The 23,294-nt window shown below is 59.2% G+C and carries 27 protein-coding genes and 1 pseudogene; 18 read left to right on the forward strand and 10 right to left on the reverse strand.

Annotated elements, in window-relative coordinates:
* Positions 1-142 precede the first annotated feature (142 nt).
* The 7 genes from AB4Z52_RS26275 to AB4Z52_RS26305 are packed head-to-tail and all read right to left on the reverse strand — an operon-like array spanning position 143 to position 7,353.
* Positions 143-1,582: an NADH-quinone oxidoreductase subunit N gene (locus tag AB4Z52_RS26275; protein WP_442220833.1), complete on the reverse strand. Its 1,440-nt coding sequence runs from the start codon at positions 1,580-1,582 to the stop codon at positions 143-145.
* Complete coding sequence (locus AB4Z52_RS26280; RefSeq protein WP_442220834.1) at positions 1,579-3,054, reverse strand: NADH-quinone oxidoreductase subunit M; 1,476 nt, start codon at positions 3,052-3,054, stop codon at positions 1,579-1,581. The genes AB4Z52_RS26275 and AB4Z52_RS26280 overlap by 4 nt, the downstream gene beginning before the upstream one ends.
* 9 nt (positions 3,055-3,063) lie before the next feature.
* Positions 3,064-4,839, reverse strand: coding sequence for a Na(+)/H(+) antiporter subunit D (locus AB4Z52_RS26285; protein ID WP_442220835.1), 1,776 nt, complete (start codon positions 4,837-4,839; stop codon positions 3,064-3,066).
* Positions 4,832-5,086, reverse strand: coding sequence for a hypothetical protein (locus AB4Z52_RS26290; RefSeq protein ID WP_442220836.1), 255 nt, complete (start codon positions 5,084-5,086; stop codon positions 4,832-4,834). The genes AB4Z52_RS26285 and AB4Z52_RS26290 overlap by 8 nt, the downstream gene beginning before the upstream one ends.
* Positions 5,083-6,546 (reverse strand): monovalent cation/H+ antiporter subunit D family protein, encoded by a 1,464-nt coding sequence (locus AB4Z52_RS26295; RefSeq protein ID WP_442220837.1) that lies wholly within the window; start codon positions 6,544-6,546, stop codon positions 5,083-5,085. Before AB4Z52_RS26295 ends, AB4Z52_RS26290 begins: the two co-directional genes overlap by 4 nt.
* A gap of 4 nt (positions 6,547-6,550) precedes the next feature.
* Positions 6,551-6,853 (reverse strand): NADH-quinone oxidoreductase subunit NuoK, encoded by a 303-nt coding sequence (gene nuoK / locus AB4Z52_RS26300; protein WP_442220838.1) that lies wholly within the window; start codon positions 6,851-6,853, stop codon positions 6,551-6,553.
* Entirely contained in the window at positions 6,853-7,353 is a 501-nt protein-coding gene (locus AB4Z52_RS26305) for an NADH-quinone oxidoreductase subunit J (protein WP_442220839.1), read from the reverse strand. The genes nuoK and AB4Z52_RS26305 overlap by 1 nt, the downstream gene beginning before the upstream one ends.
* Before the next feature lie 380 nt (positions 7,354-7,733).
* Between AB4Z52_RS26305 and AB4Z52_RS26310 the strand changes: the two genes are divergently transcribed.
* On the forward strand, positions 7,734-7,934 hold the full coding sequence (locus tag AB4Z52_RS26310) for a hypothetical protein (protein WP_442220840.1): 201 nt from the start codon (positions 7,734-7,736) through the stop codon (positions 7,932-7,934).
* A 55-nt stretch (positions 7,935-7,989) separates the two neighbouring features.
* Here AB4Z52_RS26310 and AB4Z52_RS26315 read toward each other — a convergent pair whose 3' ends face one another.
* A complete protein-coding gene (locus tag AB4Z52_RS26315) occupies positions 7,990-8,223 on the reverse strand; it encodes a hypothetical protein (RefSeq protein WP_442220841.1) in 234 nt (77 codons plus the stop codon).
* Positions 8,224-8,344: 121 nt separating this feature from the next.
* Positions 8,345-8,746 carry a hypothetical protein gene (locus AB4Z52_RS26320; RefSeq protein WP_442220842.1) on the reverse strand — a complete coding sequence of 134 codons (402 nt, stop codon included), beginning with the start codon at positions 8,744-8,746 and terminating at the stop codon, positions 8,345-8,347.
* A 51-nt stretch (positions 8,747-8,797) separates the two neighbouring features.
* Between AB4Z52_RS26320 and AB4Z52_RS26325 the strand changes: the two genes are divergently transcribed.
* The 10 genes from AB4Z52_RS26325 to AB4Z52_RS26370 all read left to right on the forward strand — a co-directional run bounded on the left by AB4Z52_RS26325 (position 8,798) and on the right by AB4Z52_RS26370 (position 18,183).
* Complete coding sequence (locus AB4Z52_RS26325) at positions 8,798-9,064, forward strand: type II toxin-antitoxin system Phd/YefM family antitoxin (RefSeq protein ID WP_442220843.1); 267 nt, start codon at positions 8,798-8,800, stop codon at positions 9,062-9,064.
* Entirely contained in the window at positions 9,061-9,483 is a 423-nt protein-coding gene (locus AB4Z52_RS26330) for a type II toxin-antitoxin system VapC family toxin (protein ID WP_442220844.1), read from the forward strand. The genes AB4Z52_RS26325 and AB4Z52_RS26330 overlap by 4 nt, the downstream gene beginning before the upstream one ends.
* 151 nt (positions 9,484-9,634) lie before the next feature.
* A complete protein-coding gene (locus tag AB4Z52_RS26335) occupies positions 9,635-9,955 on the forward strand; it encodes a helix-turn-helix domain-containing protein (protein WP_442220845.1) in 321 nt (106 codons plus the stop codon).
* Positions 9,952-11,967, forward strand: a complete 2,016-nt coding sequence (hyfB, locus tag AB4Z52_RS26340; RefSeq protein ID WP_442220846.1) for a hydrogenase 4 subunit B — start codon at positions 9,952-9,954, stop codon at positions 11,965-11,967. The genes AB4Z52_RS26335 and hyfB overlap by 4 nt, the downstream gene beginning before the upstream one ends.
* Positions 11,958-12,914, forward strand: coding sequence for a respiratory chain complex I subunit 1 family protein (locus AB4Z52_RS26345; RefSeq protein WP_442220847.1), 957 nt, complete (start codon positions 11,958-11,960; stop codon positions 12,912-12,914). The genes hyfB and AB4Z52_RS26345 overlap by 10 nt, the downstream gene beginning before the upstream one ends.
* Positions 12,914-13,579: a hydrogenase-4 component E gene (locus tag AB4Z52_RS26350; RefSeq protein WP_442220848.1), complete on the forward strand. Its 666-nt coding sequence runs from the start codon at positions 12,914-12,916 to the stop codon at positions 13,577-13,579. Before AB4Z52_RS26345 ends, AB4Z52_RS26350 begins: the two co-directional genes overlap by 1 nt.
* Positions 13,576-15,039: a hydrogenase 4 subunit F gene (locus AB4Z52_RS26355; protein WP_442220849.1), complete on the forward strand. Its 1,464-nt coding sequence runs from the start codon at positions 13,576-13,578 to the stop codon at positions 15,037-15,039. Before AB4Z52_RS26350 ends, AB4Z52_RS26355 begins: the two co-directional genes overlap by 4 nt.
* A gap of 18 nt (positions 15,040-15,057) precedes the next feature.
* Positions 15,058-16,572, forward strand: coding sequence for a hydrogenase large subunit (locus AB4Z52_RS26360; protein ID WP_442220850.1), 1,515 nt, complete (start codon positions 15,058-15,060; stop codon positions 16,570-16,572).
* 12 nt (positions 16,573-16,584) lie between these two features.
* The gene (locus AB4Z52_RS26365) at positions 16,585-17,118 is read left to right on the forward strand and encodes an NADH-quinone oxidoreductase subunit B family protein (protein ID WP_442220851.1); all 534 of its coding nucleotides are present in this window, start codon (positions 16,585-16,587) and stop codon (positions 17,116-17,118) included.
* Between the two features lie 12 nt (positions 17,119-17,130).
* The gene (locus tag AB4Z52_RS26370; protein WP_442220852.1) at positions 17,131-18,183 is read left to right on the forward strand and encodes a DUF4365 domain-containing protein; all 1,053 of its coding nucleotides are present in this window, start codon (positions 17,131-17,133) and stop codon (positions 18,181-18,183) included.
* A 177-nt stretch (positions 18,184-18,360) separates the two neighbouring features.
* Here AB4Z52_RS26370 and AB4Z52_RS26375 read toward each other — a convergent pair.
* Positions 18,361-18,564: pseudogene (locus AB4Z52_RS26375) on the reverse strand (DUF1612 domain-containing protein); the annotation flags it as partial.
* A 156-nt stretch (positions 18,565-18,720) separates the two neighbouring features.
* Here AB4Z52_RS26375 and AB4Z52_RS26380 point away from each other — a divergent pair.
* From AB4Z52_RS26380 to AB4Z52_RS26410, 7 genes are all read left to right on the forward strand, one after another.
* Entirely contained in the window at positions 18,721-19,026 is a 306-nt protein-coding gene (locus AB4Z52_RS26380; RefSeq protein ID WP_442220853.1) for a hypothetical protein, read from the forward strand.
* A 364-nt stretch (positions 19,027-19,390) separates the two neighbouring features.
* Positions 19,391-20,272, forward strand: a complete 882-nt coding sequence (locus AB4Z52_RS26385) for an NmrA family NAD(P)-binding protein (RefSeq protein ID WP_442220854.1) — start codon at positions 19,391-19,393, stop codon at positions 20,270-20,272.
* A 30-nt stretch (positions 20,273-20,302) separates the two neighbouring features.
* Complete coding sequence (locus AB4Z52_RS26390) at positions 20,303-20,677, forward strand: hypothetical protein (RefSeq protein WP_442220855.1); 375 nt, start codon at positions 20,303-20,305, stop codon at positions 20,675-20,677.
* Positions 20,678-20,748: 71 nt separating this feature from the next.
* Positions 20,749-20,970 carry a hypothetical protein gene (locus AB4Z52_RS26395; protein ID WP_442220856.1) on the forward strand — a complete coding sequence of 74 codons (222 nt, stop codon included), beginning with the start codon at positions 20,749-20,751 and terminating at the stop codon, positions 20,968-20,970.
* A gap of 38 nt (positions 20,971-21,008) precedes the next feature.
* Positions 21,009-21,464 (forward strand): SDR family NAD(P)-dependent oxidoreductase, encoded by a 456-nt coding sequence (locus tag AB4Z52_RS26400; RefSeq protein WP_442220867.1) that lies wholly within the window; start codon positions 21,009-21,011, stop codon positions 21,462-21,464.
* A gap of 107 nt (positions 21,465-21,571) precedes the next feature.
* On the forward strand, positions 21,572-22,033 hold the full coding sequence (locus AB4Z52_RS26405) for a MarR family winged helix-turn-helix transcriptional regulator (RefSeq protein ID WP_442220857.1): 462 nt from the start codon (positions 21,572-21,574) through the stop codon (positions 22,031-22,033).
* Between the two features lie 307 nt (positions 22,034-22,340).
* Positions 22,341-23,270 (forward strand): substrate-binding domain-containing protein, encoded by a 930-nt coding sequence (locus AB4Z52_RS26410; protein WP_442220868.1) that lies wholly within the window; start codon positions 22,341-22,343, stop codon positions 23,268-23,270.
* Positions 23,271-23,294 lie beyond the last annotated feature (24 nt).

Raw genomic sequence — 23,294 nt, forward strand, 5'->3', positions numbered from 1 at the left:
GGTTACCCTACGAGGGCTTTCCTCGGGCCGCGACCGACCCCGTTTGGGACCGGTAATGCGGTCGCCCCGGGAAGCGACTTGGGCAATCCTTTCTTGAGCTGCCAGTTTATTCCGTCGGGCCGATCATTGCAAATCCAATCGATCAACCGCCAAACACCGAATGCTGAGCAAGCCCCAGAAACCACGCCGGAAATAGGCCGATGCCGATGGTGCCGGCAGCGGTAAAGGCCAGCGTGGCGCGCACCAAGGGCGTCAGCGCCGGGTCGAACGTCCTTACAGGCTCACGCATGTAGATCACCATCACGATGCGGATGTAAAAGTAGGCGGCAACGACGCTCAGCAGCACTGCGATCACCGCCAGCATGACAAAACCTCGCTCGACGAGCGCGACCAGCACGTAGAACTTGGCGAAGAACCCGGCCGTCGGCGGAATGCCGGCCAACGAAAACAGATAGAGCAGCATCAGAAGCGCCAGCCCGGGATGCGACTTGGCCAAACCCGCGTAGTCTTCGATAACCTCGCCCGAGAACTCGCCGTTCCGCATCATGATGATGGTGCCGAAAATGCCGAGATTCATGAAAGAGTAGATCAGCAGGTAGAGCATCACGCTGGCGATCCCGTCCGCGCCGCCGGCCACGACGCCGAAAATGGCGAACCCGGCATGGGCGATGCTGGAATAGGCCAGGAGGCGCTTGAAATTATCCTGCACCAGCGCCAGGAAACTGCCGAGCGCCATCGTCGCCACCGCAATGACCGCGACGATAATCCAAACGTGCGAGGCTGCGACCAGAGGGTTGAGGAACACCCGCAAGATCACCGCGAAGCCCGCAGCCTTAGGCCCCACCGACATGAAGGCGGTAATCGTCGTCGGCGCGCCTTCATAGACGTCAGGCACCCACATATGGAACGGCACCGCGCCGACCTTGAAGACCAGCCCCGCGACGACGAAGACCACCGCTAGCAGCAATCCGGGATCAAGCGGATCGCCGGTCACCGCAGCGGCCATCCCGTCCAGTTGCGTTGTGCCGGTGAGCCCGTAGATCAGCGAAACGCCGTAAAGGAAAATCCCGGTCGAGACCGAGCCGAGGATCACATATTTCAACGCTGCTTCGTTCGACCGCCGCTGCTGCCTTAGCAAACCGGTCAGCACATAGGTGCAGATTACCATCAGTTCGAGGCCGACATAGATCGACAGGAGATCGGTCGCCGAGGCCATGATCATCATTCCCGAAAGCGCAAAGAGCAACAGGACATAGTATTCGCTGCTCGCAACCCCTTCGATATCGGCATATTTTCGCGAAAGGAGGAATGTCAAAACGGTGGCAAGGTAGAACACGAACTTGAAGAAGACCGCGTAGCGGTCGGCGATAAACATGCCGGTGTAGGCCGGCCGCACCTCACTTGCCAGCATGAGCGTCGCCAAGGCTGCAATCAGCACGACAGCGACGGAAGCCCAGACAAGGAAATGCTCCTGCCCCTTGCCCACAAACTGTCCCAGGATCAGTAGGATGCAGCCCCCAGAGACCACCACGATTTCGGGCAGGCTCGCCAATATCGACAGGAAAAGCGCAGCGGCGGTCATTGGCCGCTCTCCTTATCGTGCACATGTACCAGCAGATGCTTAACCGAGGCGTCGATAATGTTGAAAAGAGGTTTCGGATAGAGCCCGATCCAAAGCACGAAGACGGCTAGCGGCAAGATCGCAGCCATCTCGCGGGCATTCAGGTCGCTAATCTTGAACCGGACGCCGATGCTGGGCGGACCGAGCGCCATTTTTCCATACATGCCAAGCAGATAGGCTGCACCCAGCAATGCACCCAAAACGGCAGCCGCGCCGGCGGCCAGGTTGACCGCAAACGCGCCAGACAGCACCAGCAACTCGCCCACGAATGAATTCGTTCCCGGCAGTGCCATCGACGACAGGGTAAACAGCGCAAGAAACGCGGTATAGACCGGTGCCACCTTCATCAGCCCGCCATAATCGGCAATGCTGCGAGTATGAGTCCGCTCGTAGATAAGGCCGACGAAGAGGAACAACGCACCCGTCGTTACGCCATGATTGAACATTTGCAGGATGCCGCCCTCGAGCCCGCGCAGGTTCAGCGCAAAAATTCCCAGCGTCACGAAGCCCATGTGGCTGATACTGGAATAGGCCACCAGCTTCTTCAGGTCGTCCTGCGCCAGCGCAAGCAACCCGCCATAGACGATCGCAAGCGCCGAAAGCGCCAACATCAGGGGCGAATAATACACCGACGCAGCCGGCAGCATCGATAGCGAAAACCGCAAGAATCCGTAGGCGCCCATCTTCAGGAGCACGCCGGCGAGGATGATGCTGCCGGCCGTCGGCGCTTGCACATGGGCGTCCGGCAGCCAGGTGTGGACCGGGACCATCGGCACCTTGACCGCGAAGGCGATCAAGAAGGCGAAGAACAGCCAGGACTGAACCCGGAACGGCAAATCCTGTGCTGTGAGGGCGAGGATGTCGAAGGTCTTGCCGCCGTGGAAATAGAGCACGATGACACCGATCAGGAACAGGAGGCTGCCCGCCAGCGTGTAGAGGAAGAACTTGAACGCGGCATAGACCCGTCCGTCGCCGCCCCAGACGCCGATGATCAGGTACATCGGGATCAGCATCGCCTCCCAGAAGACGTAAAATAAGAACAGGTCGAGCGCGCAGAACACACCTAGCATCAGCGCCTGCATTGCCAGCAGACTGACCATGAACTCCTTTATCTTGCGGTCGATCGCGACCCACGAGGCGAGCACGCAGATTGAGCCCAACAGCGCGGTCAGGAATACGAAGAGCGCGCTGATTCCGTCGATGCCAAGCGCATAAGTGATCCCGAGAGCGGGCACCCACGGGCGCGTCTCGGTGAACTGCATCGCGTGGCTAGTGGTGTCAAAGCTGGCCAGCATGGCGACGCAAAGAGCAAGGTCGAGGACAGTGACGCCCAGCGCCGTCCACCGCACCGTGTGGTCGCCGCGCAGAAACATCAGAGCCGCTGCCCCGGCGGCAGGCGTGAACACGATGAAGCTAAGGAGCGGGAACCCCATGGCACCCCCCTACCGCCATGCCACGGCGAAGACGACGATGGCTGCGGTTACACCGACGAACATGGCCAGCGCGTAATGGGTGACGACGCCGGTCTGGAGCCGCCGCAGCCTCACGCCGCCACGTAGAACCGAACGGGCAACGCCGTTCACGACGGCGTCCACGCCGCTGAGATCGACCCGCAGCCCCGCCCGTGCCGCCGCATGCAGGAAGGGCAGGACCGCGGTCTCGGACACGTCGCTCACCGCCTTCTCGTAACGCGCCAGCGGATTTTCGGCGAGCCACATGAAACACCGCGCGCCTTTGCGATAGAACCAGTCGGTGTCGATGCTGATCGTGTTCTCGGGATCGAGCGCCTTGAGGAACACCACGAATCCCAGGGCGGTGAACATCAGCAGGCCAAGGCTCTCCGTGACATGGAGGCCCGTATAGGGTTCGAAGGCGACCGGATAGGGCAGAAGCGCATAGAGCGGCTGCGGGAACACTCCGATCGCGATACAGAGTACCGCCGCCATGGCCATCGCAACCAGCATATTGCGCGGCGGCTCCCGCGCCTCGAGTTTCCGATCCGTGCCGAAGAACATGTAATACGGGAGCTTGAGCCCGGTGTGCAGGAACGTCCCAGACGATGCCATCGTCAGCGCCAGCACCACCAGCGCTCGATGATCCTCTCCAGCCGCGGCAATCACCATCGATTTGGTGACAAAGCCCGAGAAGAACGGAAATGCCGAGATTGCAAAGGCGCCGACCATGTAGAGCGCCACGGTCAGCGGCATGGTCTTGTAGAGCCCGCCAAGCTCGGTGAGCTTGCGCTGCCCAGTGACGTGGATCACCGCCCCGGCTCCCATGAAGAGCAGCGCCTTGTAGATGATATGCGCGAAGGCATGGCTTGCGGCTCCGTTCACCGCCAGCTCGGTCCCAATGCCGATCCCCGCCACCATGTAGCCCACCTGGCTGACGATGTGATAGCCCAGTAGCCGCCGGCAGTCGTTCTCCAGCACCGCGTAGATAACGCCGTAGAGCGCCATCGCGGTGCCAAGCCAGACCAGAAGCTCGGTGCCCGGAAACGCCCGCGCCAGGACGTAGACGGCGGTCTTGGTGGTGAAGGCGCTCATGAACACAGCCCCGGTGACGGTTGCTTCCGGATAGGCATCGGTCAGCCAGGCGTTGAGCGGCGGTACCGCCGCGTTGAGGATGAATCCGGCGAGGATCAGATAGGCGCCCACGTCCATCCCGCCTTCGATCGACCCTCGCTCCATCGGGCCAAAGAGCAGCGAACCGGTGGCGATCCCGTGGAGAATGATGCCACCGAGCAGAACGACGCCGCCGGTGATATGGACCATGAGGTACCGGAACCCCGCCCGGATCGCCGGCCCCCCGCGCTGCGCGAAAACCAGGTATGCAGAAGCGAATGCCATGCTTTCCCAGAAGAGGTAGAGGGTCAGGTAGTCACCGGCGAACACCACACCGAGCGCGCTGCCGACATAGACGAAGGCCGCCACGTGCTGGCCAGCATCCGTCAAGTGCAGCGCATAGACCGTAGCGATCAGCGCCATGATGGTGAAAACGGTGGCAAAGACGATGCTTAGTTTGTCGACCTTCGCGATCAGGATTTCTTGCCCGATGAACCGCAGCTCGCCATAGATGCCCGACTGCATCGTGAGCACGACAAGGATTGCCAGCGCCGGGATCACCAGCAGATAGGCCTTGCGGATCGAGCCGCCGAGGAACGGGATCGGCACAGCGCCGAGAATGAAGATGAGAGCGGGATGGATGAAGTCAGTCATAATAATCCTCGCGTCGCATCAGCCCGACCCGATGGCCGAGAAACTTGGAAACGAAGATGAGCAGTATGCACGAGCCGAAGCCGTAGGCGGCGGACCAGCCGGGCAGGCGGTCCCACAGGTATTCGGCGTGTTCGCGAGAGACCAGAAAGTCAGCCGCGACGATCAGAATGAGCGCTAGATGGAGCAGCCGGCGGCGCCGCCTTGCATATTCTTCGCCACCAAAGAAATCGATGACACGCTTGATCATCTGACCACTCCGTTCGCCAGGGTGAGGAAATAGCCGGGGAAGATGCCCATCAGCACCGACAGGACGGCGGTCGCCACGAGCGGGATCGTGACCATCGGAATTTCACGGACCGTCGCCGGGCTTTCCTGCGTCTCCGTCCCGAAAAAGGCGGCATAGCAGACCGGCAGGAAATAGGCGGCGTTCAGGATCGAGCTCACCAGGAGGACGGCCAGGAACGCGACCTGCCCCGCCTCCACGGAGCCCAATGTCAAATACCACTTGCTGATGAAACCCGCAGTTGGCGGCACCCCAATCATGCTCAGCGAAGCGACGAAAAATGCCCCCATCGTCCAGGGCAGCCTGCGGCCGATACCAGCCATGTCGCTGATGTTGCGCTTGCCAGACGCGCAATAGATCGACCCGGCGCAGAAAAAGAGTGTGATCTTGGAGAATGCGTGCGCAGCGATGTGGATGATGCCACCGACCATCGCGACCGGAGACAGCAGAACCGCGCCCAGCACGATATAGGAGAGCTGGCTGACAGTCGAATAGGCGAGCCTCGCCTTCAGGTCGTCGCGCGTCAGCGCATAGACGGACGCCATCAGGATCGTGAACGAGACCAGATAGGCCGTAGCGATGCCGAGGCCCAGCTCCCCTACCAGCTTGACGCCGAAGATATGGAACACCACCCGCAGCAAGCAGAACACGCCCATCTTGACCACGGCCACCGCATGTAAGAGCGCGCTGACCGGCGTCGGCGCCACCATCGCAGCGGGCAGCCAGGCATGCATCGGCATCACCGCGGCCTTGGCGAAGCCGAAGAGATAGCAGAAATAGACGACCATCAGTAGCGCCGGCGAGGCATTGACGCCCGCCAACAGCCCCCCTTTGACAAAGTCCAGCGACCCCGCGATCTGGTAGGTCAGCGCTAGCGCGGCGAGCAGCACGCTTTTTGACGCGCCCATCAAATAGACGAGGTACTTGCGGCTGCCCGTCCATCCCTCTTCATCCTCGTGGTGGTAGACGAGCGGATAGGTAACGAGGCTCAGCATCTCATAGAATATTACCAACGTGAATAGATTGGCGGCGAAGGCGCCCCCGACGGCCGCCGCCAGGCTGGTGGCAAAGCAGGCGAAGAATCGGGTCTGCGCATGTTCGTTCAGGTGCCGCATGTAGCCGATGGAATAGATCGCCGCCACGATCCAAAGCAGCGACGAGACAGTGGCGAAAACCATGCCGAGCGCATCGGCGCGGAACGCAAAGTCAATCCCCGGCAGTATCTCGAACAGGCGCAAATCGACGGTCCCGCCCGCCAGCACTGTGGGTGCCATCGAAGCGACAATCCCGAACAGGACGATTGCGGCCAGTGGCGAGACGACATCGCGGAGCTTCTCGCGGTTGTTGAGAAGCAGAATTGCCAGGGCCGCCAGGCCTGGGACGGCGACGGCTAGCAGTGGCCGGATCGATGTCACCGGGTCCAAGCCGCTATCCTTTCATCATTGTCACATCGTCGACCTTGAGGGTGGATTTATTCCGCACAAGGGCGACCAAAATGCCGAGGGCGACGGCAACTTCCGCCGCGGTGATTGCGATGACGAAGATCGCGAAGATCTGCCCGCGGAAGTCGTCGTAGTAATGCCCAAAAGCGATAAAATTGATGTTGACGGAGTTGAGCAGCAGCTCCAGCGACATCAGCACGACCAGGATATTGCGCCTGAGCAGCACGCCCGCCGCTCCGATCACGAACAGGGCCACTCCAAGCAAAATATACCACCAGAGCGGGACCATCACCCCGACTCCTTCCGCGCCAGCACGATGGCGCCGACCAGGGCGGCCAGCAGGATCACGGAGGCAGCTTCAAACGGCAGAAGATAGTCGGCAAAAAGTGTCGTGCTGAGCTGCCTGATCTGATCGCCGCCACGCATCGCGACGGGCTCGGTGCGCGAAAAACGGTCGCTCCGGAGCACCAGCGCAAGCATCTCGACCCCAAGCAGGACGAGCAGTACGAGAGCCGGCAGGTTGCCGCCCGGCAAGAAGCGCTGCGACACCGCTTCGCGCACATCGATCATCATGATCACGAATAGGAACAGCACCATGATCGCGCCGACATAGACGAAGATCTGGATGACCGCGAGCAACGGTGCCTCCAGCAAGACGAAGATTGCCGAGATCTGTAAGAAACATGCCATCAGCGCCAATGCACTGTGAACCGGATTCCGCGCCAGGACCACCGTCAGGGCCGCGATCACGGACACCGTAGCGAACAGAAGAAAGAACCCCTGATCCATCGACGCGACCCTCCCACGTAAGCTCTCACTCGGCGCGAGATGGCCGGATTTGAGTTAGCTCCGCACTTCAGGTGCATTTACAAATTGTGCGCTAGTATTGTATTTTTCACAAGATTATTGTCATTGGCGGCGCAAAACTAGGCCGGCCCGGATATGGCGAAAGCCGCTCGCGAACTGCTCTTTCGACTGCGCTTCTGTAATGGGCCTTTGGTCGTTTAGTCCCTCAGCACCAAAATCTCGTCACCAGGGTCATGCTTCTGTCCGTGGTCAGCGCCAAGGTCGCCAAACCATGCCATCAGATCCAGAACCGGCAGGTCAATCTAGGGTCAGAACCTGTTAATTTGGTTTGAGATGCAGGGTCTTCATAGAAGGAGCTTCTGATGAGTGATTTTTTCCTGCTAAGCGAGCGCCAGATAGCCCGAATATCACCGCATTTTCCGCTTTCTCACAGTGTTGCGCATGTCGATGACCAACGTGTCGTCAGTGGTATCGTCGATGTTGTCGTTTGGCAGATGGGGTGGTTGCCGACCTCCCCAAACGGCATCGCAATGTACCAAGCAATATTAGGAAATTCTCGCTAGTACAGTTGCTCATGGCGTGTGGAGCCGATCGTTGTGGCTCACCTCGCCCGCCCAGCTATCCCGCGGAAGCACGCTCGACGAACCGGAATATCCTTAATACGCTTGCGCGGCTTAATCCAAGCTCTTCGGCAATACAGTCCGCCGACTTTCCCGCGGCCTCCAACAGCAGCACCTCTTGCGCCTTGCGTGTCCACATGTCCACCGATGCCACCTTTTTCGGGAAGGCGTCGTTCAGCGCGGCACGATCTGCGACGGAGGTTCGGGCGCATTCGACACTGACAGAAGTCATCATATGCTCCAATGTATCATTGAGGGATCACAATCAATGAGATCAAGGGTGTCGTAAGTAAATTCCGATTTAAGAGGTAGCGGAGACACGCCCTTATTGGTAGAGCGTCTTGGGTTTAGGGTCAGGATCTATTGATTTCGTTTGAGATGTGATTCTGACCGGCCCCGGGACCGATCCGATCGAGCGGAATGTCCTTCGGACTGGAGAACTGGGTCTTTCCAAATCTCATGCCGAGCGGTGTGTTCGTATGGGTACGGTTTACAATGCGCACGCAATTTGTGACATCAATCCGCGCCTGAGCTGCCTCTAGTACCTCATCAACCCGACCGTGCTTCAAAAGATCGATTGGCTTGTTTGCGCCGAGAATAGGATTTGCCCTACGCAACCAAAGCCACGCTACTCTTGGATTCGGGATCAAAGCGTTTATAGCAGCAATACCTTTGGCAAGCCGCCCGTCGACAAACTGCTCAACGGGATAAACGTACTGCCCGTCCGGGCAACGGCCAAGGGTCTTGCCACTCACTAAGCTTCGGCCTACATAGTCAAGATAGTCACTTTGGTCAGGAGATAGGCAATGCAACATTCGTGGCAAGGGGATGAGAGCTGGACTGTCGCTACCGCGAAGGCCAAGCTTTCCGAGGTCATCGAACGCGCCCAATCTGCGCCGCAGACAATTACCCGAAATGGGAAGCCAACTGTCGTCGTCGTATCCGCCGAAGAATGGCAGCGGAAAAACACACGCAAGGGCACTCTCGCAGAATTTCTAATGGAATCGCCACTGCGCGGCTCCGATCTCGATCTCGAGCGTCAGCACGACGAACCACGCGATCTACCGCTGTGAAACTGCTGTTGGATACCAATGTCTTATCGGAGGTGACAAAACCTCGCCCAGACGCTCGCGTCCTGCAATGGCTGGATGCACTGGACGAGGATCGCTGCTTTATCAGCATTGTATCGATCGCTGAGATCCGCCGTGGAGTAGCCTTGATGGATCAAGGGCGAAAACGCGAAGCGCTTGCCGCGTGGCTTGCCGATGACCTGCCACTGCGGTTTGAACATCGTGTCCTCCTTGTGGATGCACCAATTGCATTGGCCTGGGGCGACCTGATGGGGCACGCTAAGCGAAGAGGTCGCGGACTTTCGTCGATGGACGGCTTGATCGCCGCTACAGCGATTGCCTACCAGCTGACCCTCGCGACACGGAATATCAAGGATTTCGAGGACTTTGGGATTGAACTCGTCGATCCCTGGGTCGGATGAGATCGCATTTAGACATCGCGGCGTTACATCTTAACAAGCGATGGCTCATGTCAAAAGAGGCAGGCACATCAGAACATTGATTTCAGATATCAATAGGCACATGATAAGCTTTAAATATTAGAGCCTGCGTAAGAAAAGCGATAGCTGAATCGTGATTACTGCCGCTCAGATGCGGGCCGCCCGGGCCCTTCTCGGCATCGACCAGCGCCAACTGGCCGAACTGGCGGGACTATCGGTTCCAACGATCCAGCGTATGGAGGTGAGCGCCCATGTGGTGCGCTGCAATGTGGACACGCTGATGCGACTGCTGGCGGCGTTGGACGACGCCGGCATCGCGCTGATCAACGAAGGAGCTGTCAGCGAAGACGGCGGGCGTGGGGTCAGGCTGAAGGCCAATGCCAACATCAAGCCTCTCGAGCGCAAATCCAGCAGATCGGTCGACTTGGCGCCCGGACCAAAGGTGCGCCCGTGACGCCCGTGATTATCATGCTATCGGGCATTGCAGCTCTCTTGGGAACCGCGGTCCTGGCCGTCGCCATTGCCCGGTTGGATCAGGCGACGTGGGTGGTTTACGGCGTCAGTTTCGCTCTATCGGGTGCCGCGCTCGCAGTCGCGCTGGCTTGGCTTGTCTCTGCTATCTCTTCGGCGCCGGTCGTCGTCCTGCCGCTTGGCCTGCCTTGGCTTGGTGCGCATTTCCGCATCGACGCGCTCGCTGCCTTCTTCCTCATGGTCGTCAATCTGGGCGGCACTTTGGCCAGTCTGTACGGGTTGGGTTATGGCCATCACGAACACGCGCGCCACCGGGTGCTACCATTTTTTCCAGCCTTCCTCGCCGCTATGAATCTTGTGGTTCTGGCGGATGACGCCTTCACCTTCCTATTTTCCTGGGAATTCATGTCGCTGGCTTCCTGGGCGCTCGTGGTGGCGCACCACCGCGTATCCGACAATCGGAAGGCGGGCTATCTCTATCTTGTTATGGCGAGTTTTGGCACGCTGGCCCTGCTGCTCGCCTTCGGGCTCCTCGCGGGTCCAGATGGCAGCTACGATTTCGCCACGATGCGCATATCTGAGCACACGTCTCTAACGGCGGCAATCGTGCTCATGCTCCTACTGCTGGGTGCCGGCTCCAAGGCCGGTCTTGCGCCCTTGCATGTCTGGCTACCGCTGGCCCACCCTGCCGCGCCAAGCCATGTCTCGGCGCTCATGAGCGGCGCCATGACCAAGGTCGCAGTCTATGGCTTCATCCGGGTTGTCTTCGATCTAATGGGCGCACCGACATGGTGGTCGGGCGTCGTCGTCCTGGTATTCGGCGGCGTTACCGCAGTGTTGGGCATTCTGCACGCGCTGATGGAGAACGACATCAAACGCCTCCTTGCCTACAGCACGATCGAGAATATCGGCATCATATTCATAAGCTTGGGGTTGACGCTCGCCTTTGCGGCAAATGGGATGAAGCTGGCAGCGGCATTGGCGCTGACGGCCGCATTGTTCCACGTGCTGAATCACTCGCTTTTCAAGAGCCTGCTTTTTTTTGGTGCGGGGGCCATACTGACGGCGACAGGCGAACGGAACATGGAAAAGCTGGGCGGTCTCATTCATCGCATGCCGTTCACCAGTTTTGCGTTTCTTGTCGGCTGCGCAGCGATCTCGGCACTGCCGCCGCTCAACGGCTTTGCCTCTGAATGGCTAGCCTTTCAGGCCATCCTGCAAAGTCCCGAGCTGCCGCAATGGGGGCTCAAGATCATGGTGCCGGCGATCGGCGGTTTGCTTGCCTTGTCAACGGCGCTTGCGGCAGCCTGCTTTGTCAAGGCATTCGGCGTGATTTTCCTTGGCCGACCGCGATCGTTTGTCGCTGAACAGGCGCGGGAGGTCGACCGCTGCTCCTTGACCACGATGTTTGTGTTGGCTGCCTTGTGCCTTTTTTCCGGCATTCTACCAGGCATCGTCATCGACGGCCTTGGATCCGTGACACTCTCGTTGATCGGCGACCGAATGCCGGTGCAAATCAGTGTGCCATGGCTGTCCATCGTGCCGATCGGCGAAAGCCGCAGTTCCTACAACGGCCTGCTCGTGTTCCTGTTCACCGCATTCTCGGCATCGCTTTGCGCATATGTCGTCCACCGCTTTGGCTCGAAAGCGCTGCGTCGGGCGCCCGCTTGGGATTGCGGCTTTCCGGATCCCAGTCCCGTGACGCAGTATACGGCCGGCAGCTTCGCCCAACCCATTCGCCGGGTTTTCGGGTCGGCTCTCTTCCAAGCGCGCGAAAAGGTCGAAATGCCAGCGCCGGGCGATCCGCGGCCAGCACATTTCACCGTCGAACTGCGGGATCTGGTCTGGGACGGAATCTACGCGCCGATCATAGGCTCTGTCTGGTTCATCGCGGAAAAGCTCAATCACCTGCAATTTCTCACCATCAGGCGCTATCTGAGCCTGGTCTTCTTGGCGCTCGTCACCCTGCTCCTGGTGCTGGCACTATGGTCGTGATCTCCGCCCTCCTCGTCCAGGCTGTCCAGATGGCAATGGTGGTGTTGCTCGCGCCGCTATTGACCGGCTTCATACGCAAGATCAAGGCGCGATTGCTGCGCCGCCGAGGCCCCTCGGTGATCCAGCCCTACCGCGACCTCCTGCGGCTTCTGCGCAAGGAAGTAGTGTTGGCTGAGAATGCGTCCTGGCTCTTCCGGATGTCGCCGTATCTCATTTTTGCCATGACCTGGGTTGCGGCCGCAATCATCCCTACCTTTGCCACAGGTCTCATATTCAGCTGGACTGCGGACCTGATCGCAATCATCGCTCTGCTCGGCAGCGCACGCTTTTTCCTGGCCCTTGCCGGCATGGATGTCGGCACCAGCTTTGGCGGCCTCGGATCAAGCCGCGAGGTGATGATCGCGACGCTCGCCGAGCCCTCGATGCTGCTCATCATCTTTACGCTTGCCCTTGTCGCCGGCTCGACTGAGCTTTCAACTATTGCCGCCTTCATGACCTCTCCACAGGTGGGATTGCGTGTTTCGCTGGGGATCGCGCTTGTCGCACTCGTCATGGTGGCGCTCGCCGAAAACGCCCGAATCCCCGTAGACAATCCGGCGACGCATCTTGAACTGACCATGGTCCACGAGGCCATGGTGCTTGAATATTCCGGGCGTCACCTTGCAATGATCGAGCTGGCCGCATCCCTCAAGCTTTTGCTCTACATATCCCTGATCGCCTGCATATTCACACCATGGAGATTGGCTGTCCTCGGGCAAGGACCTGCCATCTATCTGCTCGGCATGCTCGCCTACCTCGCCAAGCTTGCCGTCGGCGGCGCCCTCCTAGCGCTGTTCGAAACCGCAACCGCCAAGATGAGGATCTTTCGTGTGCCCGAATTCCTGGGTGCTGCCCTTATGCTTGGCCTGCTTGCTACTCTGCTGCGGTTCGTCTCGAGGAGCCTGTGATGAACGGTCTCGTCTTTGATATTGCTCATTTGCTTGCCGGCGGCCTGGTCCTGGTCAGCATGATGATGCTGTATCAGGATCGCCTTTATGCGCTGCTCAACGTGTTCGCGCTGCATTCGTTGGTGTTGACCTTGTCGGTTGCCTGGCAGGCCTTCGTCCAGGATGCGCCGCATCTCTATGTTACGGCGGCGATTGCGCTCTTCTTCAAGGCCATCATCATTCCTGTGGTGCTCCACCGCATGATCAGGCAGCTCGGCATACATCGTGAGATCGAGACCGTCGTCGGCATCGGAGCCACCATGCTCGCCGGTATAGGGTTGGTCGCGCTCGCCATGGTCGTGATGCTGCGTGTGACACAAGCCGCCGACCCTTTGGCACGCGAGGACCTCGCCTTTGCCTTGTCGGTCTTGCTGCTCGGGCTCTTGGTGATGGTCACTCGCCGCAATGCCGTCAGCCAAGTCGTCGGCTTCATGTCTCTTGAGAACGGGCTGGTGCTCGCCGCCACCGGCGCCAAGGGCATGCCTCTGGTCGTCGAAATCAGTGTCGCCTTCTCGATTTTGATCGCCTTCATCGTGATCGGCGTTTTCCTGTTTCGCATCCGCGAGCGGTTCGACACAGTCGATGTCCGTGCGCTCGATGATTTCAAGGGGAAAAGACGCAGATGAACGCTCTTGTCTCCGATCTGGCCTTCGATCCGGTAGCGGCGGTCCTTCTGATCCCGATCTGCGCGGCAGGTCTCCTGGCGCTCTTGCCCGGATACCGGATGACAGCAGGCCTGAACGTATTTGCAAGCTTTTTGACCCTGCTTGCCGCCCTTTCCTTGTTCGCAATCGAACGGCCGGCACCGGGCCAGTATCTCCTTGTCGATGATCTCAACATCGTCTTTATCGTGCTCAACACCTTCGTCGGCTTCACCACCAGTGTGTTCAGCGCCAGCTATATAGCACACGAGCTGGAAACCGGCCGGCTGACGCCGGCGAACCTTCGCTTCTACCATGCCATGTATCAAATCATGATGTTCGGCATGAACCTCGCCTTCGTGTCGAACAATATCGGCCTGATGTGGGTCGCAGTCGAGCTTTCGACGCTGACCACCGTGCTGATGGTCGGCATCTACCGCACGCACGAAGCGCTGGAAGCTGCCTGGAAATATTTCATTCTCGGCAGCGTTGGTATCGCATTTGCCCTCTTCGGCACCATCCTCGTCTATATGGCGGCGCAGCCCGTGGTCGGCGAAGGCTATGACGCCATGGTCTGGACCGTCCTGATCAGGCACGCTGCTGCCTTCGATCCGGCACTTCTCAACGTCGCCTTTGTGTTTTTGCTACTCGGTTACGGCACCAAGGTCGGCCTTGCGCCATTGCATGCCTGGCTGCCAGACGCGCATGCCGAGGGGCCAACACCGATCTCTGCCGTGCTATCGGGCCTGCTCTTGAACGTCGCGCTCTATGCAGTGCTGCGTTTCAAGATCCTGCTCGCTGCCAGTCCCGAGGCACTTGCCCCCGGGCCATTGATGGTGACGATGGGGCTCACCTCGCTAATTTTCGCTGCCTTCATGCTCTATCGCCGCCGCGACATCAAACGCATGTTCGCCTATTCCTCGATCGAGCATATGGGTATCATTGTCTTTGCTTTCGGCATGGGCGGCCCGATCGCCAATTTTGCCGGATTGCTGCACATGGTGATGCACTCCCTCACCAAATCGGCGATCTTCTATGCCGTCGGCCACATCGCCCAGATCAAAGGCACGCAACGGCTTTCCAATATCCGCGGTCTCACCGAAACCCATCCCGGGCTCGGTTGGGGCCTGGTGATCGGCGTCGTCGCCATTGCCGGCCTGCCGCCTCTTGGGATATTCATGAGCGAATTCCTGGTGGTAAGTTCGACCTTTGCCAGGCAGCCTTTGCTTGCCATTCCGCTTGTCTTCGGACTTCTGATTGCTTTCGGCGCGTTACTGCTACGCCTGACCGGCGTCGCCTTCGGCCAGCCACGCGGTAGCGTTGCGCCCGCCGAGGCGTCCTACATTCCGATGTACTCCCACCTTGCCCTGGTCTTTGGTGCAGGCATCTATCTGCCGCCGCCTCTGGTCTCCTGGTTTCAGCATATCGCCAAGCTTCTTGGATGAAGCGGAGGGCCGTTCGACATGTCAACGCTGACCGAGCTCATCCTTAAGGGCCGTCCGGTTCGATACCACCACCCCTGGTCGCGCGCTATCGTCGATCAGGCGGCCTGGGTCGCCGCGATTGCAGCACTTGCTGAAGGACGCTGGTCCCTCCTCGGCCTTTGGGGCGAAGCGAGTGCCGTCCACATGGCGCTGCTCGAAGAGCCGGCGGGCGCGATCGGCGTCATCAGCCTGGAAGGACTGGAAGGCAGTTATCCCTCAGTCGCGCAACACCACTTGCCCGCCCTCCGCCTTGAACGTTCGATCCGCGATCTTACTGGGCTTGAACCACAGGATCTGCCCGACACACGCCCCTGGCTCGATCACGGCCGCTGGGACGTGCGGTTTCCCTTGGGAAACCGCAAAGCGCCGCTGCCGGAAGCCGCTCCTTACGAATTCCTGCAGGCAGAGGGAGAAGGCCTGCACCAGATTCCAGTTGGCCCGGTGCATGCCGGCATCATTGAACCAGGGCATTTTCGCTTCACGGCCAACGGCGAAACGATCGTCCGTCTTGAGGAACGCCTCGGCTATGCCCACAAGGGGATCGAGGCGCTAATGGCAGGCGCGGACCTGTTCCGTGGGACGCAGCTCGCCGGACGGACATCCGGAGACAGCACGGTTGCTTATGCCTATGCCTTTTCGTGCGCGGTCGAGGCCGCAATGCAGATTGACGTCCCGCCAAGGGCGGTCTGGTCGCGCGCGCTCATGGCTGAACTGGAGCGGCTTGCCAACCATCTTGGCGATATCGGCGCCATCTGCAACGATGCGGCGTTTTCGCTCATGCATGCTCATTGCGGCGTGCTGCGTGAGCGCGTGCTGCGCGCAGCCGCCACTACCTTCGGCCACCGCCTGATGCGCGACCGCATTTTGCCCGGCGGCGTTACGGTTGACCTGAACCATGAGGGAGTAGCCACTCTGCGGAGCCTGATTACTGAGATCCGTCAGAAATTCCCGGCATTGGTAGAACTCTACGACAATACCGCCTCGCTTCAGGACAGGACAGTTGGCACAGGCAGGCTGCGCACCGAGCTTGCCCACCAGTATGGCGCCGGCGGCTATATTGGGCGGGCTTCCGGGCGCGGTTTCGATGCCCGGCGTGCGCTTCGTTATCCGCCTTACGACAATCTCACCTTCGAGGTTCCGGAGCTGACGGAGGGCGATGTCAATGCTCGTGTCTGGATTCGCATTCGCGAGGTCGACCAGAGCCTGTTGCTCCTCGGGCAGATCCTCGATCGGCTTCCGGACGGCCCGATCCTCACCGAGATTCCTTTCGTGGGCGAACCGCGTGAAGGCATGGCACTTATCGAGGGCTTTCGCGGTGACGTGCTGGTCTGGCTGCGGCTCACGGCGGAGGGCGGGATCGAACGTTGCCATCTGCGCGATCCCTCCTGGTTCCAGTGGCCGCTCCTGGAAGCTGCGATCGAGGGCAATATCGTCGCCGACTTTCCGCTCTGCAACAAGTCGTTCAACTGTTCCTATTCCGGTCATGATCTCTGAAGGCTGTGTCATATGCGAAAGCTCCTGTTCGAAAGCCTGATCCGAGCGCCGCTCACCGAACGGGTTCCATCTCGTTCGACCGCAGCGATGGAAGAACTCGCCGGCGCCATCAACAAAGTCGCCTTCCGGCGGCTTGGCCGCAGCCTGTCGATTCGCGCCGTCGACGCCGGCTCCTGCAATGGCTGCGAGCTGGAGATGCATGCTCTGAGTAACGCCTTCTACGATGTCGAGCGCTTTGGAATCCGCTTCGTCGCTTCGCCGCGGCACGCCGATGTCCTGCTCGTGACCGGACCGGTAACCAAAAACATGCGCGAAGCTTTGGAGCGGACCTACAACGCCATGGCTAACCCCAAATGGGTTGTCGCCTTGGGTTGTTGCGCGCACGATGGCGGCTGTTTTGCAGGTAGCTATGCCGTCGTGGGAGGGGTTTCGCAGGTCATACCTGTCGATCTGCATATTCCTGGCTGCCCACCGTCGCCGACGGATATCCTCAGAGGTCTTCTTGCTTTGCTTGAACATGTGAACATGGGAGGCCGCGCTTCGTGACGGCGATCTTCAATGGTTCGACTTCTCCAGGCTGGATTTATCGCAATAAGCAATCGGCTCGCAGCCGCGATCGCGGCGGCACTCGCACTCTTCGCGGTCATTCGGCACTGGTTTCTTCCGCTAGAGCCGCCATCACGCCGGCGCAGCAAGAAGTCGATTGGCGATCGGCCCGACCAGGCAACGCGCCTTGCGATTGACGCGGTCGAGAAGGTTTTTCTTCGAGATTTCAAGTGGTCTTTCCGCAGGTCGTCAGGGTCGAACAACGGTATTGATGCACGGGCAGAGATCCTCGACGAAGGCAGCCCAACGGGCAAGCTTCTGGCGCTGCAAATCAGACCGATCCTACCCCAGAAGGCGAATGCAGGCGATTACATCTATCGCGGAGAAAGCAAGCACCTGGACTACTGGACGAAACATTCCTTGCCCGTCTACGTGGTCACCGTCGACCCGGAAAGCGGCCAGGTCCTGTGGCAACGAGTTGAGAAGCGGCTATGCGAGATGACCGAGACGGAATGGTCGATCGCCATTCCGCCAACCAACGTGCTCGACGCCTCAGCCAAGCTTTGTTTCGACGAGGCCATCACCTCCGATCCTGAGTCCCTGATGCGCGCCGTCTTTGCCCTCGACCGTGCGCTGATGGAGGAAATACAAGATCAGACAACGTTTTTTGTGTGGGATGAGTGGGTCAACACATCGTCGATCTTCTGCAATATGCGTATCTATATCGGCGAAAGCCAGCAGGAGAAACCGGAAGTCGAGATCGACTATCATCTTCGCGCGCATCGTCTTTACGAGGTTATGAGCAAACTTTTCCCTTGGGCAACCTACTCATATGCGGAGCCGATTTCTGAATATTCCGGAGTAGTCGCGGTCCATATTCTGGAGGTGGAGCTGCGACCTGAGGCGTCCGCATATATCGAGGCGGAGAAATTCTTGGAGCAAGGTTATCCCCAAGAGGAGGAACCACTGGCACCGGAACCCGATGACTTCGTAACGGAAGAAGAGGAGCGGGCATTCTGGCGCAGGCGAGGAGTGTCCCGCGGTCCGCAAGAAAAGGATGATTGATCCGTTTGTCGGAAGCCGATTTCGCGAAGGCAACGCGGAATGCGATATGGCCCGCGCCAGGTTGCAACAGCAATAGGGATTATGGGCAATCGGTCAGCTTTCCGTTTTGCTCGTCTTTCCGATCGTCGTTTGTAACCCCAGAATATTGTTCCTAAAATGCCGACGATAGCGCTGTCCGCGGGGTTCGGAATTCCGGTTCTTAGCCCGCAAGCGAAACCGATCCATAACCAAGTGCGCCGCTGTTGTAGCGCCGGTCTGGCGCAGGATCGACGCTGCCAGCAACCGGCCGAGCCAGGGCGCGTGCCGCAGGACAGCCAGCTCGTTCCAGATATCGAGGGCGACGATTGCCTGCAGCACCGGCGGCAGGTTTACCGCCCGCCGCCGGTGCTGCAGGCCATTCCTTGAGCGATAAGGAGGCATTCGTTGTCGAGCCGGTTTCCAGCGAACTATACAGGATGGGTTGTGCAAAAGTGTGGGTTGACCGTTTTCGACGGCGAGGCGACACTTGCAGCCTGCAGCAAGGCAGGAGGAAAAACGATGGATGAGCCAGACCGCTGGCGCCAGATGACAACCGCGCCGAAAGACGGCAGTCGGATCCTCGTCACGATCCGGCCGTCCGAACAGGGGCCGGCTGAAGTTGACCTCGCCTATTGGTCGAATGGCGATCAGTTCGGTGCAGAAGGTTGGCGTGCTTCCGATTCCTCGCCCGGCCGCCTCGTCGAATACGCCGAGCCGGAACTGAAGTGCTGGATGCCGATGCCCTCGGCCAATCTCAATAGCATCTCCATGCCCTCACCCTGGGAAGGCGACGACGCCCAGCAGCTCGACGGCTCAGGGATTTAAGTACTCGCGCCGCCATGTTGGGAGAATTCGATACGCAGCGGGTGGCAAAAACCAGTTGAACTATCGGCACGCGATCAGCGCCCAGGTCATCCCGACGCTGGCAGGCCTTGTCGCAGCAAAGGCATGACGGCGCCCTCCCCGCGATTAGGCATTGCAACGACACGAACTGGTCGTCTTCGACTTCACCTCATCCAGACATGCCGTTCTTCAAGCGTCAGCGGTGACGGCCAGACGGTCCCATGCTTCTCAGTCCAGAACTAGCCCCCCCAAAAAAAGTCATCGCTTCCATTGACGATGAAAGCATATGCTCCTATGTTCTTTTGCATTAAGAGCATATGCTCTCATATAGAAAAGGAGCGAGGCTATGAGTGATGCCGAGATACTTGTAAGTGGCGCCACCGGACGCACGGGAGGTGCCGCGATCGATGAACTACGCAAGATGGGAAAGTCGGTGCGCGCCTACGTGCGCACGGACAACGAGCGAGCGACGGCGCTTAGGCATCGGGGGGTTGATATCGCCGTCGGGGACTTTACAGACATCGATGACATCCGAGCCGCCATGGAAGGCATCCGATCGGCCTATTTCCTGCATCCGATCGCGCCGGGTATCCTTGGCGCTGCGACCTATTTCGTGCAAGCCGCGAAGGAAGCGGGCGTCACAGCAATCGTCAACATGTCGCAGATTTCAGCACGTCGCGAGTCGGCGAGCCATGCGGCCCAGGACCATTGGGTCTCCGAGCGGGTCTTCGACTGGTCCGGTATCCCGACGACGCATCTCCGCCCAACCTTCTTTGCCGATTGGCTCGTCTATCCACATTTTGCGAACGAGATCTGGCTCAAGAAGAAGATCGAGTTCCCGTTTGAGAACGGTCGTCACGCGCCGATCGCCACCGATGACCAAGGTCGGGTGATTGCTCATCTTCTCGCTGATCCGCGCGGCCATGAAGGCAAAATTTACCCGCTCCATGGCCCAGTCGAGATGAACCACACCGAGATTGCGGCCGTCATGAGCGAGGTGCTTGGCGCAAAGATCGAATATGCGCCAACCTCGATCGAGCTGTTCAAGGCCAAGATGGAAAATCTCTACAAGTTCCCGCCTTTCCTCGTGCAGCACCTGGTAGAAGTCGCCCAGAACTATCGCGACGGCATCTTCGCGGGCAGCAACGATGCCGTCGAGAAGATTACCGGAACGTCGGCACTCTCGGTCCAGCAATTCATCACCAACAATCGCGCCGCCTTTGCATGAGCGCGATCAAGGCAAATTGTAGGTTGAACAATGTCGAATACTCAAGGTGAACGTCACCCGTTTTTGGACGACTTGAACGCCGACGCGGAGCTCACCAGCTCCGTTCTGCGAGGTTCCCTCATCGGACGCGACGAGATCAAGCTCGCCGTCAACACGGTCGGGACCTTCTACGCCTCTCAGACGCCGACATTCCTTCAGTCCGTCGGCTCCAAGCTCTTTCTCGAATACGAGGCCGTTCTGACGAATGGGGAGAAGCTAAACGCGGTGGTGGTCGTCGACCACAATCCCGATGGTTCGGTGCCACGCGTCAGCGTTCGGATGAGCCCGCTTGGTGCTGTGTTGTCACTCGCCGCCAATCTTCGCGAGGCGCTCTACGGACAGCTTTCAGAAAACCTCTTTCTTTGAACCCGACCACTCGCCGGGCCAGCGACAGATAACGTATGCCCTGACCTGCGGCCCCAAAAAGGTAATTTGTCATGGATGTCACCAACGCCACCGTCTTCATCACCGGTGCCAATCGCGGCCTGGGCCTCGCCTTTGCGCGCGAGGCCCGCCGACGTGGAGCATCGAAGGTCTATGCGGGCATGCGCAACACAAGCGCCTTCGACGAGCCGGGGATCATCCCCGTCCGGATCGACGTCACTGATAAGGCATCGATCGGCGCCGCGGCAGAACTGGCGGCGGATCAACTCTGCTGATCAACAACGCGGGCATCGCCGCTCTCATCGACGGGCCTCTGGCAAACGATGTCGAAGAGCAGTCGCAGCGTCTGTTTGAGACCAACTATTACGGCGTGGTCCGCGTCACGCAGGCTTTCGAGCGGATCCTGTCGGCCAAGCCACATGCTGCCATCATCAACGTGCTGTCCGACATCGTGTGGCTTCCGCGGCCTTTTCTGACCCCTTACGCTGCTTCAAAGGCGGCGACATGGAGCTTCACGAACCAGCTTCGCTTTCACCTTCAAGATCGTGGCATCCAGGTTCTCGGTCTGCATGTCGGATTCGTGGATACCGACCTGACCAATGGCATCGACGTGCCGAAAGCCAGCCCGGAAGATGTGGTGCGCCAGACCTATGACGCGCTCGCTGCGGGCAAGAGCGAAGTCATGGCCGACCGGGGAACCGCACTGCTGAAGAGCACGCTTGCAGCCGAGGTACCCGGCTACATCATCCCGCCACCAGGGTTGATCTAAACGCTAAGATGGCGTCAACCCCACTCGCGGCGGGCCACAAGGTGAGAAGATCGTCAGGCTTTGCGCCTCATGGTACGGGCGATGACCTAGATCGAAAGGAAAACTACATGTTGTCAGAGAGCCAACCGCTTGGAATCGATCAATGCAATTGCTCCGCCATGAGACGGGCGAGCCGACAGATCACGCGGTTCTACGACGGCCATCTTGAGCCCGTCCGGCTGCGTATCACGCAGTTCCTGACCCTGGCGGCTCTCGACGAGGCTGACGGTGCCGCTGTCAACGCTCTTGCCGAACGGCTCGATATCGAACGGACTGCTATGGGAAAGATGGTTGGCTTCCTGGAACGCGACGGCTTCGTCACGATCAAGCCGTCACCCGCCGACGGCAGGGTTCGTATCATTGAACTCACGGATGAAGGTCGACGCTTGCATGAGAGGGCGGCTCCCCTTTGGCAGGACGCGCAGCGAGAATTCGAGCGACTGAACGGTATCACCAACGTCGCAACGCTCCGGCGGAGTCTGACAGAGATCGTCGTTGGCGACTTGCCGGTGGGCTCACCCGGAGACTGAGCCTTCAGAAGAGACCCAATGATGACGGACCAATCACATGGACCAAAACAAACCGTTCTGTTTGAACGAATAGTGAACTATCACGAAATAGCAAACGCGGTGAGTTTCATCTGGAATTCAGCATATTCGCCCCTGCGGTCCGTTTCCACACGGAGTCGCTTGACATCTCCTTCAACCTCCGGCTGGCTTTTAAAAATCAGGATGACGCGTATCCACGTCGTTTTGAAGTTGGCTGGGAGGTCAGCAAAATAAGCCGCTCGGTTGGAGACCGGGCCAAGGGAGGAGTTCCAACGTGCTCAAGAAAGCGATTTCACTACTATTTGCAGTGGTCATTGCCGTCGGTGCGGGCTTTGTTTCGACGGCCTATGCCCAAGGTAAAACCTATTATTGGATCTCGCACGGCTCTCCGGCGGATCCGGTCTGGACATATTTTCTGGCCGGAGCGAAGCTCTGGGCCGACGACACCGGCAACAAAGTCAATACATCGTTTCACAACGGTGACGTCCCCGCCCAGCAGGAAGCGGTCCGGGCTGCAATTTCGGCCGGCGCTGCAGGGATTGTCACCACCAGCCCTGATCCTGGCAGTCTTGTTCAAGTCGTCAAGGAAGCCAACGCGGCCAACATACCGATCATCAACTTCAACACGTCCGATCCACAAGCGAGCTTCAACGCCTATGTTGGCGGCGACAACGTGAAGTTCGGCGCGGCCTGGGCGCAATATCTTGTCGACAAGAAGCTGGTGAAATCCGGCGACTTCGTCTGGATGCCGGTCGAGGTTCCGGGGGCCACCTACGGCGTGCAGGAAGAGCAGGGCATCTCAAGTGTCTTCAAGCCGCTGAACATCACCTGGGAAATCACCGATGCGACACTCGATCAGGCTGAAATCATCACCCGCATGTCGGACTACCTGACCGCCAATCGCAAGAAGATCAAGGCAATCATCGGCCTCGGCGATCTGGTCAATGGCAGCATCAAACGGGTGTTCGATCAGGTTGGCGTGAAGCCGGGTGAAATCCCCGTTGTCGGCTGGGGTAACTCAACCGACACCACCCAGGAGGTCCTGAACGGATACGTGAATGCCGCTCAATGGCAGGATCCGCAGGCGACCAGTTATATGGCCTTGTCTATCGCAGCCATGGCGGCGGGAAAGATCCCGCCCGGCTTCAATATCATCACCGGCGCCCTTTACGAAAAGGACAAGGCCGCGATCTACGACAAAATTCTCTCTGGCAAATAATCTCGTCGATAGTCGTACTGGCAG

The organism is Rhizobium sp. 2YAF20 (assembly GCF_052114685.1).
Lineage (GTDB): Bacteria > Pseudomonadota > Alphaproteobacteria > Rhizobiales > Rhizobiaceae > Rhizobium.

Coding starts and splice junctions, on each gene's coding strand:
- AB4Z52_RS26275 (WP_442220833.1), bottom strand. CDS start 1,582: ATGACCGCCGCTGCGCTTTTCCTGTCGATATTGGCGAGCCTGCCCGAA.
- AB4Z52_RS26280 (WP_442220834.1), bottom strand. CDS start 3,054: ATGGGGTTCCCGCTCCTTAGCTTCATCGTGTTCACGCCTGCCGCCGGG.
- AB4Z52_RS26285 (WP_442220835.1), bottom strand. CDS start 4,839: ATGACTGACTTCATCCATCCCGCTCTCATCTTCATTCTCGGCGCTGTG.
- AB4Z52_RS26290 (WP_442220836.1), bottom strand. CDS start 5,086: ATGATCAAGCGTGTCATCGATTTCTTTGGTGGCGAAGAATATGCAAGG.
- nuoK (WP_442220838.1), bottom strand. CDS start 6,853: ATGGTCCCGCTCTGGTGGTATATTTTGCTTGGAGTGGCCCTGTTCGTG.
- AB4Z52_RS26305 (WP_442220839.1), bottom strand. CDS start 7,353: ATGGATCAGGGGTTCTTTCTTCTGTTCGCTACGGTGTCCGTGATCGCG.
- AB4Z52_RS26310 (WP_442220840.1), top strand. CDS start 7,734: ATGAGTGATTTTTTCCTGCTAAGCGAGCGCCAGATAGCCCGAATATCA.
- AB4Z52_RS26315 (WP_442220841.1), bottom strand. CDS start 8,223: ATGACTTCTGTCAGTGTCGAATGCGCCCGAACCTCCGTCGCAGATCGT.
- AB4Z52_RS26325 (WP_442220843.1), top strand. CDS start 8,798: ATGCAACATTCGTGGCAAGGGGATGAGAGCTGGACTGTCGCTACCGCG.
- AB4Z52_RS26345 (WP_442220847.1), top strand. CDS start 11,958: ATGGTCGTGATCTCCGCCCTCCTCGTCCAGGCTGTCCAGATGGCAATG.
- AB4Z52_RS26350 (WP_442220848.1), top strand. CDS start 12,914: ATGAACGGTCTCGTCTTTGATATTGCTCATTTGCTTGCCGGCGGCCTG.
- AB4Z52_RS26355 (WP_442220849.1), top strand. CDS start 13,576: ATGAACGCTCTTGTCTCCGATCTGGCCTTCGATCCGGTAGCGGCGGTC.
- AB4Z52_RS26360 (WP_442220850.1), top strand. CDS start 15,058: ATGTCAACGCTGACCGAGCTCATCCTTAAGGGCCGTCCGGTTCGATAC.
- AB4Z52_RS26365 (WP_442220851.1), top strand. CDS start 16,585: ATGCGAAAGCTCCTGTTCGAAAGCCTGATCCGAGCGCCGCTCACCGAA.
- AB4Z52_RS26370 (WP_442220852.1), top strand. CDS start 17,131: ATGGTTCGACTTCTCCAGGCTGGATTTATCGCAATAAGCAATCGGCTC.
- AB4Z52_RS26380 (WP_442220853.1), top strand. CDS start 18,721: ATGGATGAGCCAGACCGCTGGCGCCAGATGACAACCGCGCCGAAAGAC.
- AB4Z52_RS26385 (WP_442220854.1), top strand. CDS start 19,391: ATGAGTGATGCCGAGATACTTGTAAGTGGCGCCACCGGACGCACGGGA.
- AB4Z52_RS26390 (WP_442220855.1), top strand. CDS start 20,303: ATGTCGAATACTCAAGGTGAACGTCACCCGTTTTTGGACGACTTGAAC.
- AB4Z52_RS26395 (WP_442220856.1), top strand. CDS start 20,749: ATGGATGTCACCAACGCCACCGTCTTCATCACCGGTGCCAATCGCGGC.
- AB4Z52_RS26405 (WP_442220857.1), top strand. CDS start 21,572: ATGTTGTCAGAGAGCCAACCGCTTGGAATCGATCAATGCAATTGCTCC.